Here is an 18,375-nt window from a genome sequence, read left to right as displayed (position 1 = left end):
AGAACTGATAAGGGGAGTATGGGTTCTGCTTAATAACTAAAACACAACAAGGGGAGGAAAAATAATGGATAATAAGGAGACAATGATTAAAGAGATACTTTTTGATATGAGCATGAAGTTAGGATCCAATGAGTTACAAATGCTAGAGAATGTACTAAGAATAAAATTGAGAAAGTGCAGGATAGAAGAAGAAAATACTGAGCTAAGTACATATGTAGATGATAATGATTATATCATAAAGCTTTTTGTTGCTAATAAAAGGCTTGAAAACTTATCTCCAAAGAGTATTGAACAGTATGTGAAAGCGACAAGGAATATGTTATGTTACATGAACAAGAATTATAAAGATATTACAACAAACGATATCAAGTATTACCTAGCGATGTATCAACAAACAAGAAATGTATCACAAAATACATTAGCCAATATAAAGAGATTTTTAAGTGCATTCTTTACGTGGGCATCAGATGAAGAATATATTGAAAAGAATCCTGTACGGCCCATAAAGGCAATTAAGCAACAAACTAAAAAGAAAGAGTTTTTAACAAAAGAAGAAATAGTTAATATGAGAGATGCATGCAAGACACTAAGGGAAACAGCGTTATTAGATTTTCTATTGAGTACGGGTGTTAGAGTATCGGAATTGACTTCTTTAAACATAAAAGATGTTGATTTTACTAAAGAAGAGGTTAACATTTACGCTACAAAGACAAGAGCGTATAGAACAGGATATCTTAATGAAAATGCTAAGAAACATTTATTAGATTATCTGAATAGTAGAGAAGATGATAGCGAAGCATTATTTATTTCTACACGAGAGAATAAGAGAATTAATACTCAAAGGGTCCAAAAAGAATTACAAAACATTGCGGAAAGAGCTGGTGTTACTAAGCATGTAACGGTCCATTTATTTAGAAAGACTTTTGCAACCAATCTATACAACGCAGGCTGCGATATTGTAATAATTAAAGAATTATTAGGACATGCCAATATCGCTACAACAGAAAAGCATTATGCGTCTGTAAATCAAGTAGAAATTAGAAGAGAACACATGAGATGCGCATAGACGATATGCATAAAGGCCACTCCTATGAGTTACGGAGTGACCAGGTACGAGTTTTGTCATGGTAATATAAGGACACATAGCGTTGTGAACCTGCTACAGTGACAAGGCAACGATATATAGTGCCGAATACGCTATTAGGCTTTGAGTACTCTATACGATCTATACTCACTTTTTCGGTGTCTCCATTCTCGTATGTGTATCGGAAACACAATGGTTTACACTCACCTTGCGAGTTATAAGAGCAAATTACAGGTATAGCGGTATTCTGGGATACATCAAGTGTATCAGTAGCAAATGGATCAGTACAAATAAATGGCATAGCATATCAACCTCCTACGGGAGATTATATCACGAACAAATGTTCTGTGCAAATGGAATATTTTGAAAGGAGAAGGACTATGAATAGCTTAGAAGAAAAAAGAAAATATTTAAAAAGTTATAGTATGATAACGTATGAGTTAGATATCAATAAAGAGGAAATCATTGAACTTATTAAAGAGATAAGAGGAATTAAAGCAATGGTATACACGGATATGCCAAAGAATAATAAAAAAACGGATCTAAGTGATAGAATGATAGAACTAGAGAATAGAAGGAAGATACTATTAGATGAAAAGGCTAGATTAATTAAAGAGAAGTGGACTATCATTAAAAGCATTGATAGTATACAAAATCCACTAGAAAAAGCATTTTTACGAGATGTGTATATAAACAATATAAGTATACCTGATATTGTAGAAAAGAGAAGATACAGTGCTTCACAAATTAATAGATATCTAAAAAAAGCTGTAACTAATTATAAGATACCTAAAGATGATATTGAATGATAATGATATATGTGTTATATTGCAAGTATAACAAAATGCAAAGAGAATGCCTAACGGTGTTCTCTTTTTTTATGCATTATATGTATAAATATTAACAAAAGATGAAAATAAAAACTATCAAAAATATCAAAAAGTATTTGTAACGTAAAAACATAGTCAAGTATAGATAAAATGTAGCTTAAAGCGTAGCGAGAAGTATGCAATATAATATTAGACTTATCTATACACGAGGAAAGGAGTAAAAGTGAATAAAAATGAAATGAAATCTAAGTTGGAAGAAATGTTACTTGATCTACAATTAGAAGAAAAGGCAAAGAATACACTAAAGAAATATAAGACCAATATAGAATCGTTTATTGAAATTCTTCCAGAAAAGGAAATCACCAAAGAAGATATTATTGAATTTAAGAAACAGCTGATTGAGTTGGGATATAAAACAGCTACTAATAATAGTTATATTGTATCTGTGAACAAATTTTTGAAATATTGTGGATTGAGCAATCTAACTGTAAAGCAAGTTAAGCAGCAAAGAAGATCATGTCTAGAAAGTGTGATTAGTATATCTGATTATAAGAGATTAATGAGGTATGCAAAACAATTTGATAGAATGGATATGTATTACATAATGATGATCCTTGCAAAGACAGGAATTAGAATTGGAGAACTGAAATATTTTACTGTAGAGAATCTTGAAACAAAGTATATTGATGTATCCAATAAAGGGAAAGAAAGGGTTATTGTTATTAGACAGGACCTTTACAGAGAGTTGAAAAGATATGCTAAGAAGAATCATATTACAACTGGCTATCTATTTCCAGGGAAGACAAAAGGAAAGATGATAAACGATAGCACGATTTGGAGACAGCTTAAACGAATAGCAGGAAAAGCTCGAGTGAATAAGGACAAGGTTCATGCACATTCCTTTAGGCATTTGTTTGCTAAGATGTTTTTAGAAGAGCACCCAGGAAACATAACAGAACTTGCAGATATACTTGGACATAATCAGCTAGAAACTACACGGATATATACAAGAACTACAAGCGAGGAAAAGAGAAAACATTTGGAACAAATTAAATTTTAAAAGATGATAGTAAAAGATATTGAATGATATTTTGTTATCTGCTATAGTTGTATTATAGCAAGTGTAACAATACATGAGCTATATGTTTTGGCTTTGTGGATTTCTTCCATTAGTTGAAACCTCCTTAACCAATTACATAACACAGTGATTAAAGAGACGGTGCGTTATAGAAATATAACTATTCCGTCTCGATTGGTGTATATAACCTTATAAACAAGATAGCATGTGCGTAGTAATAGGACGTATGTGCTATCTTTTATTATGCGAAATGGCAGGTGATCTTTTTTGCTTAGGATTAAGAAGTCAAGAGTTAAAGAAGAATGGATAATATATAATCCAGACAACTTCGAACTGCATACGCATTGTAGAAGTCAACGTGTTGCGGTAGCGATAAAAATGACAGTAGATAAACATAAGATACCTAAGTCGCATGATGTAAGGTTTATAGACAGTTGCATAAGGTTAACAAGAAATAGAGTTTATTTAAGACAGTTGCAAGAATATAGAGATAGCTTATAGATAAACTACAAGAAATGATTATATGCTAAAGAAAGGTATGTTATGATATATAGATTATGTACTGTGTGCGGAAGTAAAGTACCACAGTATGAGCTATGCCAATGTGAACATAAGAAAAGATTAGATAACTACAGAGACTATCAGAGACGTAGGATAGAGAATGAAGAAGAGAAAGAGAGAGTAGACTTCTATCATTCAGATGAATGGGAACGATGCAGGAACACAGTAGCAGCACATCAGTTTAACCTAGATCTAATCGAGTGGAGTAAAGGCAACATAGTACAAGCAGACCTATATCACCATGTGATAGAGGTAAGAGACAGTAAAGAAGATAGGCTAGACATATATAACATAATTGGAGTAACACAAGCTAATCACAATAAGGTACATGCATACATGAATAGAGGACAGAGGGAAAAGAAAAAGATGCAAGATGCATTGATGGATATACTAGACAGATTTGAGACGGAGTATTACTAAATGCTACCGGGGGAGTAGGTAAAAAGTTTTTATATATAAATAATACCGACATCAGCCTCTCAGTCGTAAATTTCCCCATTTTCAAAACTTTTCAGAAAGGTAGGTGAAGAAAGTATGCCAAACATAAAACCGATTGCACTAGCAACAGGACATATCAGTAATGAGGAAATAAGAGAACGTCAAGAAACGGAAGAAAAATTAAAGGGAAATACCACGATTGATGTTAAGCCGCCAAAAGAATTATCTGCAAATGGGAAGAAGTTATATAAGCACATTATATCTTTACTACCTAATGGATTTCTGAGCGGTGGAGATACATTTGTTGTTGGTATAGTAGCGGAATCTTTAGACAGAATGCAAAAGTGCCAAATTAAATTAAATAAAGATGGTTTGTTCGATGAAGATGGGACAGAGAATCAAGCAGTTAGAACGTATGAAAAGTATTCTAAGATATTCGAGAAATTCTCTGCTAAACTAGGTTTAAGTCCTAAAGATAGAGCGAGCCTTGCAGTATTAGTTATTAATGATAAAGATAATCAGGAAGATCAATTACTTAAAATACTAAAGGGCGATGATGATTAGTGATTTTAATAGAAAAGGCTCTTAAATATTGCAATGATGTAGTAAATGGAGAAGAAATAACTACAGATGAGGTAAAAAAACAATGTGAAATCTTCCTTAATGATTATAATATAAACCAATATGATGATAATTTTGAGTTCTGCTTTAGTAAAAAAAAGCTAAAAGTTATTAATGATCTACTCAAATTATTAAATTATGCTACTGGATTCGTAGCAGGAAAAAATGTATTAGATGGGCTTGTTGGATTTCAAGCCTTATTTTTATGTGCTTTATTTGGTTGGAGATACAAAAATGACCTAAATAAATTTAGATATAGGGATATCGTACTGTTTATACCTAGAAAAAATGCAAAGACATTTATAGTTGCAGTAATATTTATATTACTAATGCTAACAGAACAAAAATATAGCGAGTTCTATTCAATATGTATAGATAGGGATCTAGCAAGAGAACTTAGAAAGGCTATGGCGCAGATAATTGAAGCAAGTCCAGTTATAGCAAAACACTTTTTCGTATCTGAATCAGATATAGGCAAAATAAAATGTAAACTAACTAATAGCTTCTATTTACCACGTACAAGCAAGGCAAATAAGAACAACTCAATCAGACCTGCTTGTGTATGCTGTGATGAAGTCGGAGCATTCACTACTAATGATAATATACAAGCCATGAGAAAAGGACAATTAAGTGTTAAGAATCCTATCATGGCAAAGACTACAACAGCATATGCAGAATCAGATTCAGTCATGTTAGAAGAATTAGAATACGATAGAGCAGTGCTAGACGGAACGATAAGCAATCCTAGGATATTCTCTTTGATTTACTATTGCACACGAGAGGAAGCGTGGACAGAAGAAGGACTGTACAAAGCAAATCCACTAAGGATTGAAGAAAACTATCAAGAGATACGAAATGATAGAGAAACAGCCAAAATAAAAACATCAGAACAAGAAGAATTATTTACGAAAAATTTTAATATATTCCTCGAAACAAACGAAATGAATAAGTATATTAATATAGATTATTGGAAAAAATGTCGAGTTGATAAGGTTGATTTCGATGGTGAAGAAGTAATAGTTGGAATAGATTTATCAGTTACAACAGATTTAACCGCAGTAGGAATAATGTATAAGAAAAATAATAAGATATATTGCAACTCTCATGGGTTCTTACCTCGTGAAAGTCTTAAGACCAGAAGAGAAGATATAGATTATGTAGCATATGAACGACTAGACTATTGCGATATCCATGATGGAATGACAGTTGATTATGAAAAAGTAGAAGAGTATGTAAGAAGTATTGAGAAAGTACATAATTGCAAAATAAAGGCTATTGTAACAGATCCTATGAATGCTAAGGAAATGATGGGTAGATTAGGTAATGACTATGATGTAGTGCTATTAAAGCAAACTTATACTAACTTATCACCTGCTACAAAGGAATTTAGAAAGAAAATATATGATGGTCTTGTATTGTACAAAAAGAACGAATTGCTTGATTGGAATATGAGAAATGCTACTACATCTAAAGGTAAAGCAGATGATGAAATGCTTAACAAAGAAAATAAAAACAAACAAAGAATTGATATGGTTGTTGTATTAATATTCTGTTACACCGAATTAATAGATGATGGTAATAACTACAGTGCTATTGATATATTAGATTCTATGGACTGGTAAGGGGTGATTGAAATTAAATTATTAAATAAGATAAAGGTAGAGGTAAAAAAGAAGCTTGCAGATAAATTAGTAAAGGCAGACATACTAACAATAGCATCTTTCTTAATTATTTTCGGTACCACATTTTCATTGAATAAATATGTAGCCATGTATATACTATCAGCATTTTTATTAATAACAAGCTATTTCGTATCAAAATAGATATACGAAAGGAGAACATAAATGTTTTGGGACAAGATAGAAAAAAGAGATACAACGGCAAACGATTGGGAAAATCTATACAGTTTTGAAAATGGATATGATAATTCGGTAGGTGCAAACAGTGGATTAAACGAAAGCACATATTTTAGCTGCTTAAAAATCATATCCGAAAGTGTTGCAAAATGCCCATTCCAGGTAAGGAAAGAGACAGATAAGGGTGAAAGTGTTGCAACAGATCATTATCTGTACGATTTGTTAAGACTTAGACCTAATCCAAGTATGAGTGCTATAGATACATTTAAAACGCTAGTTGTATTATCTAGGCATTATGGCATAGCAGGATTGTTGATAGACAGGAAAGGCGGGAAAGTTAAAGCATTATATCCTGTTCGTATAACCAATATCACGATTGATGATGCGGGTTTAATCAACTCAACTAAGAATAATAAAATTCTTTATGATTATGAGGGAGCTAATGGAGAGTATGGAAGCTGTTTAGAAAACAACATTATGGTTCTAAGAGATTTCACACTTGATGGAGTGAACTCGAAAGCTACTAGAAGTATGCTAAAAGAATCTTTGGACACAAGTATAAAAAGCCAAGGATATCTAAATAAACTATTTCAAAATGGACTTACTAATAAAATAGTAGTGCAACTTACATCGGATATAAAAGAAGAAGGCGAGTTAAAGAAAATACAAGATAAGTTTGGGAGAATATACAGTAATAATAATAGAATTTTTACTGTACCTGCTGGATATAGCGTATCATCGTTAAATCTTTCCTTATCAGATGCGCAGTTTGCAGAATTAAGAGGAATGTCTAAAAAGGATATAGCAGGTTCAATGGGAGTACCATTATCTAAACTAGGAGAAACGGTAGATAATGCTAAGTCAGATGAACAAGACAATCTATCATTCTTAACAGATACCTTGCAAGTTATCTTTACGCAAATTGAACAAGAGGGAGATTGGAAACTACTCACTGAGACAGACCGCAAGAAAGGTTTTAAAATACGAGCGAATACTAATGTTATGTTAAGGCTTGATGCACTTACACAAGCACAGGTGATTTCTACATACGTTAACGACGGTGTCTATAGTTTAAATAAGGCGAAAGAAATACTAGGAGTAGAAAAGCTAGATAAAGACGTAACGACATTCCCTAGTGGTCAAGTAACACTAGAGCAGTTAATGAATAATGAGACTTCATACACAAAAAATACAGCGAAGAGTGAAGTTGATGAAGCAATTAAGGAAGTAGGTGATGATAGTGGAACTAACATTAGCTGATGCACAAGAGTATCTAAAAGTAGATAGCGATTACGACAAGGATTATATTACTGAGCTATTAGATACATCGCAAATATATATTGAATCTTGCGTTGGAACAGCATATCAAACTGATGAAAAAGCAGTGAAATTAGCCACATTGCTACAAAAGAAATTAATTGCTGATATGTACGACCAGAGGGGAACAGAAATAGCTAATAATACAAAGCAAGATAAAATAACTCAAAGTATTTTAGATAAGCTGTCTAATTACTATACAGAAACTTAGAAAGGGGTGATGAAATGCAAATAGAACTTAGAGAAGATAGTGTACTTATCAAAGGTTATGTTAATGCGGTAGAAAGAGATAGTCGTAAAATATCAACTCCACAAGGCGAGTTCGTAGAACAAATCAGAAGCGGTACATGGAAAAACGCTATTGAAAAAAGAGAAGATATACCTGCGCTGCTTAACCATGATAAGAACAGAAAAATAGGTTCTACGAAAGATAATTTAAGACTGCAAGAAGATAACATAGGATTATATGCTGAACTACATACAACTGATGCGGATGTAATTGAAAAGGCAAAGAATAAAAAGTTAAATGGTTGGTCATTTGGATTTATTAAAGAGAAACAATCATGGGGTAAAGCAGATGATGGTACAGAAAGGCGATATCTAGACGAAATTGACTTGCTAGAAGTATCTTTGCTAGACGACACAAGAACACCTGCCTATTATGGAACATCGGTAGAATCTAGAGACAATGAAGATGTAAATATCGAGCAACGTTACATGAAAGATGTAGTCGAATATGTAACAGTCGAAGGCAAAAACGATGATGAAATGAGAGAAGATCTAGAAAACAAACTAAAATTATTAAAATTAGAACTTGAAATATAGTTCTTTTTTTATACAAAAAAATAGAAAGAATGGTGACAAAATATGAAATTAAAAGAATTAACAGAAGCATTAGAAGCTAAGAAGGTAGAAATTAGAAGTTTTTTAGAAGAAAAGAAAGCTGATGAAGCAGAGAAAGCAGTAAAAGAGAAGAGAGAGCTAGAGAAATTAATCAAAGCTGCTGAGGAATTAGAAGAAGAGGAAAAAAGAGATCTTGAATATCAAAAGTCAAAGAAGGGCGAGGAGAAAAAAGTGGAACAAATTAACGAATTTAGAGCAATCGTAAAAAGCATAATGGGGAAAGAAACTACAGTAGAAGAGAGAGCTACTATTACATCTACAGATAATGCAGCTGTTTTACCAAAGGAGTTTGTAAATAAGGTAATTGAAATTCAGAAAGGTTTTGGTTCTTTGAAAGGATTATGTGATGTAATTCCTGTTACAAAGAATGAAGGAACTATTCCAGTTGTTGATTTAGACCAAAACGAAATGGCAGAAGTAGCAGAAGGAGAAGACATTGTAGATGGAACACTTGTTACTACAGATGTACCGTTTAAGTGTGCTAAAGTAGGACTTATTCAAAGCTTATCTAGTGAGCTAGTTGATGATGCAGAAGTAGAAATTGAATCATTAGTGAAAAAGAACTTTGCTAACATTGCTACTGCAAAAGAAAACACTAAAATTTTAAAAGTAATCAAAGACAACGCAACAGAGATAACAGGCACAACTGATTATGATGGAATCGAGACTGCAATTGATACTTCTTTGCCTTCAGTAAAATATGGTTTGGTAACTTTAACAAATGTTACTACTTACGCTTATTTAAAGAATAAGAAAGATTCACAAAAGAGACCTTTAAACTTGATTACAGAGATCAACGGTGTTGAATATTTCCACGGAAAACCTATTGTTTGTGTAGAAGACACATTACTTCCAGTAGTAACTGCTGAAAAGACATACATTGCTTATGTTGCAAATATGAATGAAGCGGTTAAATACTGCGAAAGAAAAGGTATCACAGTTGCTAGAAGTACAGAAGCAGGTTTTAAAGACGATACTGTAAAAGTACGTATCTTAGAAAGATTTATTCCTGTTAAGGGTTCTTCTAGATCCATTAAGAAAATTGAATTTTAATATAGCCTACATATCAAGGGCATGGACTAGTGTCATGCCCTTTTATTAAAGGAAAGGTGATGATGTGAAAGTAGATATCGGTACTTTAAATAAGCGCATAGAAATACTTACAAATGATAAAGAAATCTATCATAGATGTTGGGCAGCGGTTAATCAATTATCAGGAACCGAGATTGCAAAAAACAATATACAGTTCCAGCAAACAACTACACGGTTTTTAATTAGATATACAAAAAAGCAGTTTTACAATGATATGACTATTAAATTTAATGGTTTTATTTACGATATACAATACTCAAATGACTATAATTTTTCTCATGAATATATTGAAATCATGGCAATTAAGCGTTCATACATGGTGAGTAATAATGAAAATTAATCTTGATGATGCAAACCTTAGTGCAGATATAAATGATATGTTAAAAGCTATGAAGAATATGTGTGAGAAAGAAGAAAGATCGTTTTTAAAATCAGTAGGTGAAATAATAAGCAGAGCTGTAAGAAAAAACATGACATGGCGATCTGGTATTAAAAAAGCAGACTATACACATATGCAAGACGATATACAAGCAGTTGTAAAGAAAGATAAAAACGGAAGATTGTATGTTCGTGTACAAGGTGGTAAGAAAACAGGCCACAAATGGAGATTTTTAAATGATGGTGCAATTAACAAAGAAGGTACAGTGCTTGTACAAGCGACACATTTTGTTGAAAAATCAATTAATGATAGTCAATCAGAAGTAGATTCAGAAGCAGATAAATTAATTGAAAGGATAGTGAAAACAGATGGAAAATGAAATAAGAAATTTAATACTGAATACCCTTAATGTCACGGAATGTAAGCCATCAAAGACGCTATCTATTCCGTGTTTTATTTTTGATTATAGCTATTTAGAGACAGGTAATGTGTTTGGAAATGGAAAGTGTGAATATTCAAATCACTCAGTACAGATTGATTTGTATTATCTTAAAGAAACTGACTTTAAAAATGCTAGAAATATACTAAAAAATGTTCTAAAGGATAAATTTGTTTATCCAACTATTGATTCATATTTTGACACTACTAACAAATTTTATCGTGCTACTTTTCAATTTGTAGTACAAGAAAGAGAGGGTTAATATGCCTGGTTTAGGTACAATAGAGAATTCATATCGTATGAATGTTAAAAGACTTGTATATGCTAAATTATTAACTGATACGAAAACTGAAACTACATATGGAGATATTAAACCATTTGCAGATGCAAGACAAATACAAATTACACCTACTGTGGCAACAGGTGACTGTTATGGTAATGGATCTAAAAAGAAATCACAATCTAAAATCACTGGTTATGAAATAACAACAGATGTAAACAAGGCGCAAGTTGACGTAAGAGCTGATTTATTTGGACATAAGTTTACTGCAAATGGTGAATTAATAATAGGTAACAATGACAAACAGGCTGAATTTGCATTTGGATATGAAATTGATCAGACAGAAGGTAATCGTGAGTTAGTATGGTTATTAAAATGCACAGCGCAGCCTTATTCATACACAGTGCAACAAACAGAAGGTGATATTAAATACGCAAGTGACAGCATAAAGATAACAGCTGTAATGAGAGAATCAGATGAAAATTTTCAGTTAATTGGTGATACAAACAACAGCACATTTACTGAAGCTTTAGCAGAATCATTTTTGTCAACAGTACCAACTACAATAACAGCAGCAACAGAATAAAAAGGAGGGTTTCATATATGAAAAAGAAGATTATGTGTAAGCCCGCCACTGAATTAGAACTTGAATTTAGTGGCGGAGATAAATTATACATGAAATTTGATGTTAAAGCTCTTATGCATTTAAGCGAAGTAATGAATGTTAATGACATTAAAACAAGTGAAAACATTCCAGAAATATGTGCGAATATAGTGTATGCATCAAGTTGCGAATATGCAGATGATATGGCACAAGATAGAGCGCGATTTATTGTTTCCAACATGGATATTGGCACAATAACTGCAATCATTCAAGAATTTTCTGAATCAGTAGGAGTGATTGGAGATGAATTAAAGGAAATAAATTCAAAAAACGTAATGAACCAATTTCAGTCAAAGAAGATGAAGAATTAGACTGGGATTGGTTCTTTTATATTTATTGTATTAAATTACACAGATTAGAAAGTGAGTATTACAATTCAAGACCATCTAAAGTATTTTCTGTTATTAAAAAATATACAGATGAGCTTAAAGCTGAGATTGATGCAGCGCATGTAAATAACAATGTGCAACAAGTACGAGAAATAAAAAGCATGAGCCAAATAGGAGTGTGATTTATGGGGATATTTAATAAGACCATCAAATTAAGCATGGATTACGCTCAATTTGATGGTAGTATAACAGATATTAATCGTAAGATGAAACAGTTAGATAGCGAATTCAAACTTGCTAAAGAGAACGCAAAAGCATACGGCGATGAACAAACACAATTGGAACTAGATATGCAACATCTTGCAGAAAAGATAGAACTGCAGACCAAGAAAGTTAATGCATCTAAAGAAGCATACGAAAATGCAACAACAGGTGGAAAAGCGACAGACAAACAGCTAGATAAATTGAAACAATCATATTTAGATAATCAAGTATCGCTTGCAAAGATGAACAATGAATTAAAAAATTGCAAAGATAAACTAGACAGTAATACATCAAGTGCAGATGAAGCTACAGAATCAAACAATAAACTTGACGATAGCTTGCAAAAAGGAAGTACGAGTGCTGCTGACTATGCAGGACAATTATACATAGTGCAACAAGCTTTAGATGTTATAAAACAAGCAACAGAAGCCTATGTTGATTTTGATACCTCGTTAAGCAAGGTAAATACATTAGCGGATAAATCAGTCACAAGTATGAGTAAACTAAAAGCGGGTATATACGATATTGCGAAACAGACAGGTAAAAGTGCAACTGATATTTCTGACGCATTGTATGAAGCCATATCTGCAAACGTTAAAACAGAGGATTCGTTAAAAGTAACATTAGCAGCTGCTAATCTTGCTAAAACTGGTTTTACAGACACAGCGACAGCAGTTAATGTACTTACAACAATAATGAATTCTTACCAAATGAGTGCGGACGAAGTTGTTACAATATCAGATAAGCTACTTAAAGTACAAGATTTAGGTAAAACAACAGTAGGTGAGTTTGGGGATTCATTTGGTAAAGTAGCAGGTTTAGCTAAAGAAGCAGGTGTGCAACTAGATGAGGTTTTAGCATCTGTATCTACACTTACCAAAGTAAATGGTAGTGCGAGTGAATCAATAACGGGTTTAAAAGCGGCCATTAGTAATATTATTAAACCTTCTGCAGAAGCCAGTGAGCTAGCGAAAAAACTAGGAATTAATTTCAATGCATCGGCATTACAAAGCGAAGGATTTGCTGCATTTTTGCAAGATGTACAGAAAAAGTCACATGGAAACATTGAAACCATGGCTAAATTATTTGGATCTGTAGAAGCTCTTAATACAGTACTAGTACTGACTGGTAGTGGCGCTGACAGTTTTTCAGGTGATCTTAGTGATATACAGAACGCAAGTGGTAAAACAGAAGAATCACTCAATGACCTTAAAGGGACAGGTAATAATTTTAAGGATTCATTAGTTAATTTACAAACGACATTATTACAGATTGGCGATGCATTGAGCCCTGTAATCGATCTTCTAAGTGGTGTATTTAATGTAATTAGTAATATACCAGGACCAATATTAAAATTAATAACAGTAGGATTATTATTAGTAGGTGCAATTAAAGCAGTAACAGCAATTAAGGCAGCTATGACAAAAGCCAATATAGCACTTGGTATTAGCGAAGCAATTTTGGGAGGAGCATCTTTAAAAACAGCAGGTAGTATGATACCTTTATTATTAGTAATAACAGCGATAGTTGCGGTAATAGGACTTGTTATAGGTGGCGCAATATCAATTGGAAAAGCGTTAGATAACGCTGCTAATTCAACAAAAAATCTAGCTAATGAAATGAGCAATGTTAAAAATGTTGAAGCTAATGTAAAAACTAACTACACAGCTAGTCAATACAATGCAAGTGGTACGGATAATTTCCCAGGAGGAAGAACGTGGATTAATGAGGGAGGACCAGAGGAAGTTATATTACCAAGTGGTAGTAAAATTATACCTCATGATAAAGTAAGTAATGGTCAGACTAATATTTATAATGTCACATTAAATGCTAGTACAATAAAGGATCTTGAAGATATAAAAAGGCTTTGTGAACAGAAGAAACAAACCAACAGGAGAGGGGTGCAAGCGAATGGCTAGTAATAATACTTCACTTCTACCATCAGGATATACGTATACTAATTCATGGAAACCAACTACGAATTATGCTAATATATCTCCTATTGAAATTTGTGGAAGCAGCTTCAGTTTACATGGAGAATCTAAGATAATTCTTCAATTTAATGTGCCTTCTATAGTAATTGGCTCAAAGGTTAACAGTGCTACATTAAACTTTAGCATACAAGCATTATGGGATAGTTCACAAACTCCAGTGTCGGATTTAACACTAGTTTATCCTATGTACTATTCTTCAGCAATAACAAATGGTTACGTATATAATTCTATAACACACAATAACTTTACGACATTGATCTCACAGGGTACAAAAACACAGTTTAAATCTTTTTCTGGTGAACAACACTACAATAGTAATCAAATCGATATTACTAGCGTTGTAGCAAACAATATCAACAATGGAATATTGACTATTATCTTAGAAGGATACCAAAGTTATCAATCACAACAAATTAACGCTAGTAGTATAAGTTTGGCAATTTCTTATGAAGCGGTAGAACCTGTGACACCTTTAGTCGTCGGTCCAAACGGAACATATGAAAATCGTAAAAAGAATATTATGTTTGAATGGATTTATAAAAGTCAGACAGAAGCAACACAGGCAAGTGCAGAAATAGGCTATAAAGCTAGTTCGATTAGTTTATATACTACTGTAAACGTATATTCCAGTGATAACTTTTACAGCTTACCTGCAAACGCGCTAAATAGTGGAGTAATAGAGTGGAGAGTAAGAACTACAGATAGTGACGGTAAAATTTCTGATTATGCGTATGGTAGTTTTACTGTAATTGATTCTCCTGCAGTGCCAATAGTAACTACTATAGAAAATAAATGCATTAGCAATATTTCATGGAGTAGTGCGGATCAAGTGGCTTTTGAAATAGAAATATATAAAGGTAACAATTTAGTTTACAGTAATATATCAGCATCTAGTAGCAATACATATAAGCCTAATATGTTCTTTGCAAATACAACATATACGATCAAATTGCGAGTATGTAACATGTATGGCCTTTGGAGTGAATGGGGCAGCAAGATATACACATTTACATTTTCTAATCCTAGTCAACCTATTATGTTAGTTACACAAGGTAATAATGCAATTACCATAAAAACTGATACTGTAGGGTCAATGCTATATAAATCTAAAGATAATGGAGTTAATTATATTCCCATATACAAGTTTGATGATAGCAAAGAATTCATAGATTATAAAGTTGCAAATAATAAAATTTATAAGTATTTTGTTAGAAAGTATGAAGATGGATATGCAGATAGTAAGATACAGATAGCACAGGTTAGCATAAAAGGAATTATACTGCAGAATGATATAGAAGTAGTGAAAGCAGAATTAAGTAGCGATACATATATGCCTTATTCTGAATCACTTTACACTGAGAAAGCTTTAAATAATTACGTAGGCAGGGTATATCCAGTGTGTGAATTTGGAGAGCATATTGAGAGAACGCTAACTAGAAATTTTTTGCTAGATAAGAATAATTATGATACATTACAAAGTATCCATTCTTCATTTACAATATTAATGTACCGGGACGATTTCGGGAACATGTTCCCTTGTTCTATAGATGTTGTTCCAGGTGAAAACGCTATTATGGATACAATGTATAGCGTATCAGTTACTTTAACTCAAATAGATGAACAGGAGGAAATAAGCGTATATGAATAGATTAGATAAAAGTATATACACGCATAATCAAATTGATAAAATTCTGAAATCCAATCGAGCTATCAAGTATCGTTTCGAACTACTAGACAAAAATAATATAGCACTAGGGGAGATTAGTGCAACTGGGAACATAAATTTTAACGCAGAGTGTGAGATTATGCGTTGCTCAACTCTTAGCATAAAAGAAATTAAAGATATTGATTACGTTAATTCCAGAATAAAGATTTATATGCAAGTTAGGACACCATCAGGGTATGTAGAGTACTCTCTAGGGGTCTTTTTAATTGCATCTCCTATTAGACAATCTACTGGCACGAGTATAACACGAACACTTGAATGCTATGACTTTGCACAGATACTTAAAGAGGATAAGTTCATAAGTAGATATTATATAGCTAAGGGCCTTAATTATGTGCAAGCGGTAATAAGTATACTAGAATCTGCTAAGTTATTTAGCCATGATATCACAGTATCACAATTAACTACTAACGTAGATATAGAATTCGAGATAGGAACATCTAAACTAGAAGCGATTAACACGTTGTTAAAAGCTATCAATTATACTCCATTATGGTTTGATGAAAATGGAACAGCTAAATCAAGCGTTTATATATCACCAATAAACCGAATTGAGGAATACAGCTATATAACAGATAAAGAAAGTATTATTTTTAGCGGAGCTAGTCAAAATATTGATACTTTTAATCTCCCAAATTCGATTGTTAGGTATACGGAAAATCCAGAAACAGGCTTTTTGCTGGCATCATGGATAAATAATAATCCTAGTAGCAAACTAAGCACAATATCAAGAGGTAGAAATATAGTAGATATCGCAAGTGTATCTGATATTGCAAATCAATCAACGTTAGAGCAATATGTCAAAAGGTTAGCAGACGAACAATCATTATATGAACAAATCAGTTTTGATACTGCAACAATGCCACACCACACATATATGAATTGCTTAAGGATAGAAAATAAGGAACTAGGTATAAATGATACCTACATAGAATATGAGTGGGATTTAGAGCTTACAGTAGGTGGAAAAATGAATCACAAGTGTAGAAAGTTGGTGAGTTTATGATGTACGAAAGTGCAGTAGAAGAAAAGAAGGACGAACTTAAGTATGAACAGAACGATAGTTGCTACAGACTAGCTACAGTTACAAGTATATTTGAAGATGGATTTAGTCCAAAATTAACGTTTGTAGGTGAGCAAACAGAAAGCAATAAGAAGTTTAGCTATCTGTACAGTTATAAACCTGCAAAAAACGATATGGTTTTGTTAGCTAAAACAGATAGTACATTTATTATATTAGGCAAAGTGGCCTATGACGTTGCCCCAGACCCAGGTACTACAGAAGATGATATTATAAGTATTATAACATCGCAATTACTATTAAATAAAGTTGTTAAGTTTAATAGTAATGAGGTAATTAATGTTGATACAACAGTTTACTATAATTTTTTTAGATTGTTAGATTCTGAGCTTTTAAGGACTAACAGATTCGCAATGAATAATCAAACACCTATTAATACAAGAAGTGTACCTAGTCTGAGTACGAGTGCCGATTTGGGAGCAGTAATAACTAAAGTTAATACAATAATAAGCAATCTCAGATCGTTTGGTTTTTTTACAACATAAAGGGGGGGATAGTAGTGAGAAGCTATAATATAATTGTATCTCCTTATCAAAAAAATACTGTAGATACTCAATTTTATTTTAAACAAAATGACTATGGAATACCTATTAGCATAACCGTAGAGGATTACGAAACAAGCGGGACTACTGCTAAGATAGTATTTAGGCTAAACGATGGGGCAATAAGAGAATATAACATTACGCAGTCCGGTGACGGTACATACAAGTATAATCTATCAGCAGATGAACTGTGTAGTGTTGGAAAAGTAATAGTCGATCTTAAATTTTACAAAAATAACGCAAGAGAATCTACAGCAAGTTTTATCATCTATGTAATGCGAGATAAAGTAGGTCAAATATTTGATAGTGCAGATTATAGTGATAGTATAAGTAGAGCAATAGAAAGGTGCGATCAAGCAGTTGCTAATATACAAGCACAAGCCAATAAAGCAATAGAGGATGTAGAAAATGCTTTATTAGCGGAGTTAAATATCTATGATGGATATGATAAAACAACGGTTGGTTTTGCTGCCGACGCGCGACAATTAAATGAAAATGTAGTTAATAGTTTTGCTTCAAAAGTTAAAGAAAAGATTGATTCTAACACCAATTTAATTAATGCACTAAATAATAATTTACTAAATAAAAGTAAATTTAATTCTGCTAATTATTCTTATGTGTATTTGATTGGCGCATGTAGAACGAGTGGAAAGTGTGAATGTGTATTTTCATTCCCATTAACATATAGCACAAAACCAACTGTTACTGTCACTAGAAGCTTGGGTTTTTATGACAGAACGTATGGTAATGTACCAGTTACAATTGTTGTAACAGAAGTTGGATCTGTCATATTTGAAGTAACCCACTCTAGCTATATTGCTGGATCGTTATATTCGATAGGAGCATGGTTTAGCGTTGACGGAACAATAGTATAATGGTTTAATAAATAGCTATTTA

The 18,375-nt window shown here is 32.6% G+C and carries 21 protein-coding genes; 20 read left to right on the top strand and 1 reads right to left on the bottom strand.

The features are described 5' to 3' along the window. Positions 1-64 precede the first annotated feature (64 nt). On the top strand, positions 65-1,066 hold the full coding sequence (gene xerA / locus BUB90_RS22565) for a site-specific tyrosine recombinase/integron integrase (protein ID WP_073291844.1): 1,002 nt from the start codon (positions 65-67) through the stop codon (positions 1,064-1,066). A 22-nt stretch (positions 1,067-1,088) separates the two neighbouring features. Here the strand turns inward: xerA and BUB90_RS22560 are convergent, their stop codons facing one another. Beyond that, complete coding sequence (locus BUB90_RS22560; protein ID WP_073291842.1) at positions 1,089-1,385, bottom strand: hypothetical protein; 297 nt, start codon at positions 1,383-1,385, stop codon at positions 1,089-1,091. A gap of 79 nt (positions 1,386-1,464) precedes the next feature. On the opposite strand from BUB90_RS22560, the gene BUB90_RS22555 reads away from it, so the two are divergent. The 19 genes from BUB90_RS22555 to BUB90_RS22455 all read left to right on the top strand — a co-directional run bounded on the left by BUB90_RS22555 (position 1,465) and on the right by BUB90_RS22455 (position 18,353). Beyond that, positions 1,465-1,893, top strand: a complete 429-nt coding sequence (locus BUB90_RS22555) for a DUF1492 domain-containing protein (protein ID WP_073291840.1) — start codon at positions 1,465-1,467, stop codon at positions 1,891-1,893. Between the two features lie 244 nt (positions 1,894-2,137). Next, entirely contained in the window at positions 2,138-2,974 is an 837-nt protein-coding gene (locus BUB90_RS22550) for a tyrosine-type recombinase/integrase (RefSeq protein WP_084139435.1), read from the top strand. A gap of 561 nt (positions 2,975-3,535) precedes the next feature. Next, a complete protein-coding gene (locus BUB90_RS22540) occupies positions 3,536-3,973 on the top strand; it encodes a hypothetical protein (protein WP_073291838.1) in 438 nt (145 codons plus the stop codon). A gap of 114 nt (positions 3,974-4,087) precedes the next feature. Then, on the top strand, positions 4,088-4,555 hold the full coding sequence (locus BUB90_RS22535) for a phage terminase small subunit P27 family (protein ID WP_073291836.1): 468 nt from the start codon (positions 4,088-4,090) through the stop codon (positions 4,553-4,555). Continuing rightward, the gene (locus BUB90_RS22530) at positions 4,555-6,234 is read left to right on the top strand and encodes a terminase large subunit (protein ID WP_073291834.1); all 1,680 of its coding nucleotides are present in this window, start codon (positions 4,555-4,557) and stop codon (positions 6,232-6,234) included. The genes BUB90_RS22535 and BUB90_RS22530 overlap by 1 nt, the downstream gene beginning before the upstream one ends. Positions 6,235-6,456: 222 nt before the next feature. Continuing rightward, complete coding sequence (locus tag BUB90_RS22520) at positions 6,457-7,728, top strand: phage portal protein (protein WP_073291832.1); 1,272 nt, start codon at positions 6,457-6,459, stop codon at positions 7,726-7,728. Further along, the gene (locus BUB90_RS22515; protein ID WP_073291829.1) at positions 7,703-7,996 is read left to right on the top strand and encodes a head-tail connector protein; all 294 of its coding nucleotides are present in this window, start codon (positions 7,703-7,705) and stop codon (positions 7,994-7,996) included. Before BUB90_RS22520 ends, BUB90_RS22515 begins: the two co-directional genes overlap by 26 nt. A 14-nt stretch (positions 7,997-8,010) precedes the next feature. Then, positions 8,011-8,610: an HK97 family phage prohead protease gene (locus BUB90_RS22510; protein WP_073291827.1), complete on the top strand. Its 600-nt coding sequence runs from the start codon at positions 8,011-8,013 to the stop codon at positions 8,608-8,610. Between the two features lie 42 nt (positions 8,611-8,652). Beyond that, a complete protein-coding gene (locus tag BUB90_RS22505) occupies positions 8,653-9,741 on the top strand; it encodes a phage major capsid protein (protein ID WP_073291825.1) in 1,089 nt (362 codons plus the stop codon). 64 nt (positions 9,742-9,805) lie between these two features. Beyond that, positions 9,806-10,120 (top strand): phage head closure protein, encoded by a 315-nt coding sequence (locus BUB90_RS22500; RefSeq protein WP_073291822.1) that lies wholly within the window; start codon positions 9,806-9,808, stop codon positions 10,118-10,120. Further along, a complete protein-coding gene (locus BUB90_RS22495; RefSeq protein WP_073291819.1) occupies positions 10,110-10,538 on the top strand; it encodes an HK97-gp10 family putative phage morphogenesis protein in 429 nt (142 codons plus the stop codon). Before BUB90_RS22500 ends, BUB90_RS22495 begins: the two co-directional genes overlap by 11 nt. After that, on the top strand, positions 10,528-10,860 hold the full coding sequence (locus BUB90_RS22490) for a hypothetical protein (protein ID WP_073291817.1): 333 nt from the start codon (positions 10,528-10,530) through the stop codon (positions 10,858-10,860). The genes BUB90_RS22495 and BUB90_RS22490 overlap by 11 nt, the downstream gene beginning before the upstream one ends. A 1-nt stretch (position 10,861) precedes the next feature. Next, positions 10,862-11,464 (top strand): major tail protein, encoded by a 603-nt coding sequence (locus tag BUB90_RS22485; RefSeq protein WP_073291814.1) that lies wholly within the window; start codon positions 10,862-10,864, stop codon positions 11,462-11,464. 17 nt (positions 11,465-11,481) lie between these two features. Then, a complete protein-coding gene (locus BUB90_RS22480) occupies positions 11,482-11,853 on the top strand; it encodes a hypothetical protein (protein ID WP_073291812.1) in 372 nt (123 codons plus the stop codon). A gap of 203 nt (positions 11,854-12,056) precedes the next feature. Beyond that, positions 12,057-14,054, top strand: coding sequence for a phage tail tape measure protein (locus BUB90_RS22475; RefSeq protein ID WP_073291810.1), 1,998 nt, complete (start codon positions 12,057-12,059; stop codon positions 14,052-14,054). Beyond that, positions 14,047-15,777 (top strand): hypothetical protein, encoded by a 1,731-nt coding sequence (locus BUB90_RS22470; RefSeq protein ID WP_073291807.1) that lies wholly within the window; start codon positions 14,047-14,049, stop codon positions 15,775-15,777. The genes BUB90_RS22475 and BUB90_RS22470 overlap by 8 nt, the downstream gene beginning before the upstream one ends. Continuing rightward, entirely contained in the window at positions 15,770-16,861 is a 1,092-nt protein-coding gene (locus BUB90_RS22465) for a hypothetical protein (RefSeq protein WP_073291804.1), read from the top strand. Before BUB90_RS22470 ends, BUB90_RS22465 begins: the two co-directional genes overlap by 8 nt. After that, on the top strand, positions 16,858-17,421 hold the full coding sequence (locus BUB90_RS22460; RefSeq protein WP_139241842.1) for a hypothetical protein: 564 nt from the start codon (positions 16,858-16,860) through the stop codon (positions 17,419-17,421). The genes BUB90_RS22465 and BUB90_RS22460 overlap by 4 nt, the downstream gene beginning before the upstream one ends. A gap of 14 nt (positions 17,422-17,435) precedes the next feature. After that, positions 17,436-18,353, top strand: a complete 918-nt coding sequence (locus tag BUB90_RS22455; RefSeq protein WP_073291801.1) for a BppU family phage baseplate upper protein — start codon at positions 17,436-17,438, stop codon at positions 18,351-18,353. Positions 18,354-18,375: the final 22 nt, after the last annotated feature.

Origin of the sequence: Anaerosporobacter mobilis DSM 15930 (assembly GCF_900142955.1) — a bacterium.
GTDB classification, from domain to species: domain Bacteria; phylum Bacillota; class Clostridia; order Lachnospirales; family Lachnospiraceae; genus Anaerosporobacter; species Anaerosporobacter mobilis.
Note: the sequence above shows the minus strand (reverse complement) of the source record. Positions and strands in the feature narration are given on the sequence as shown.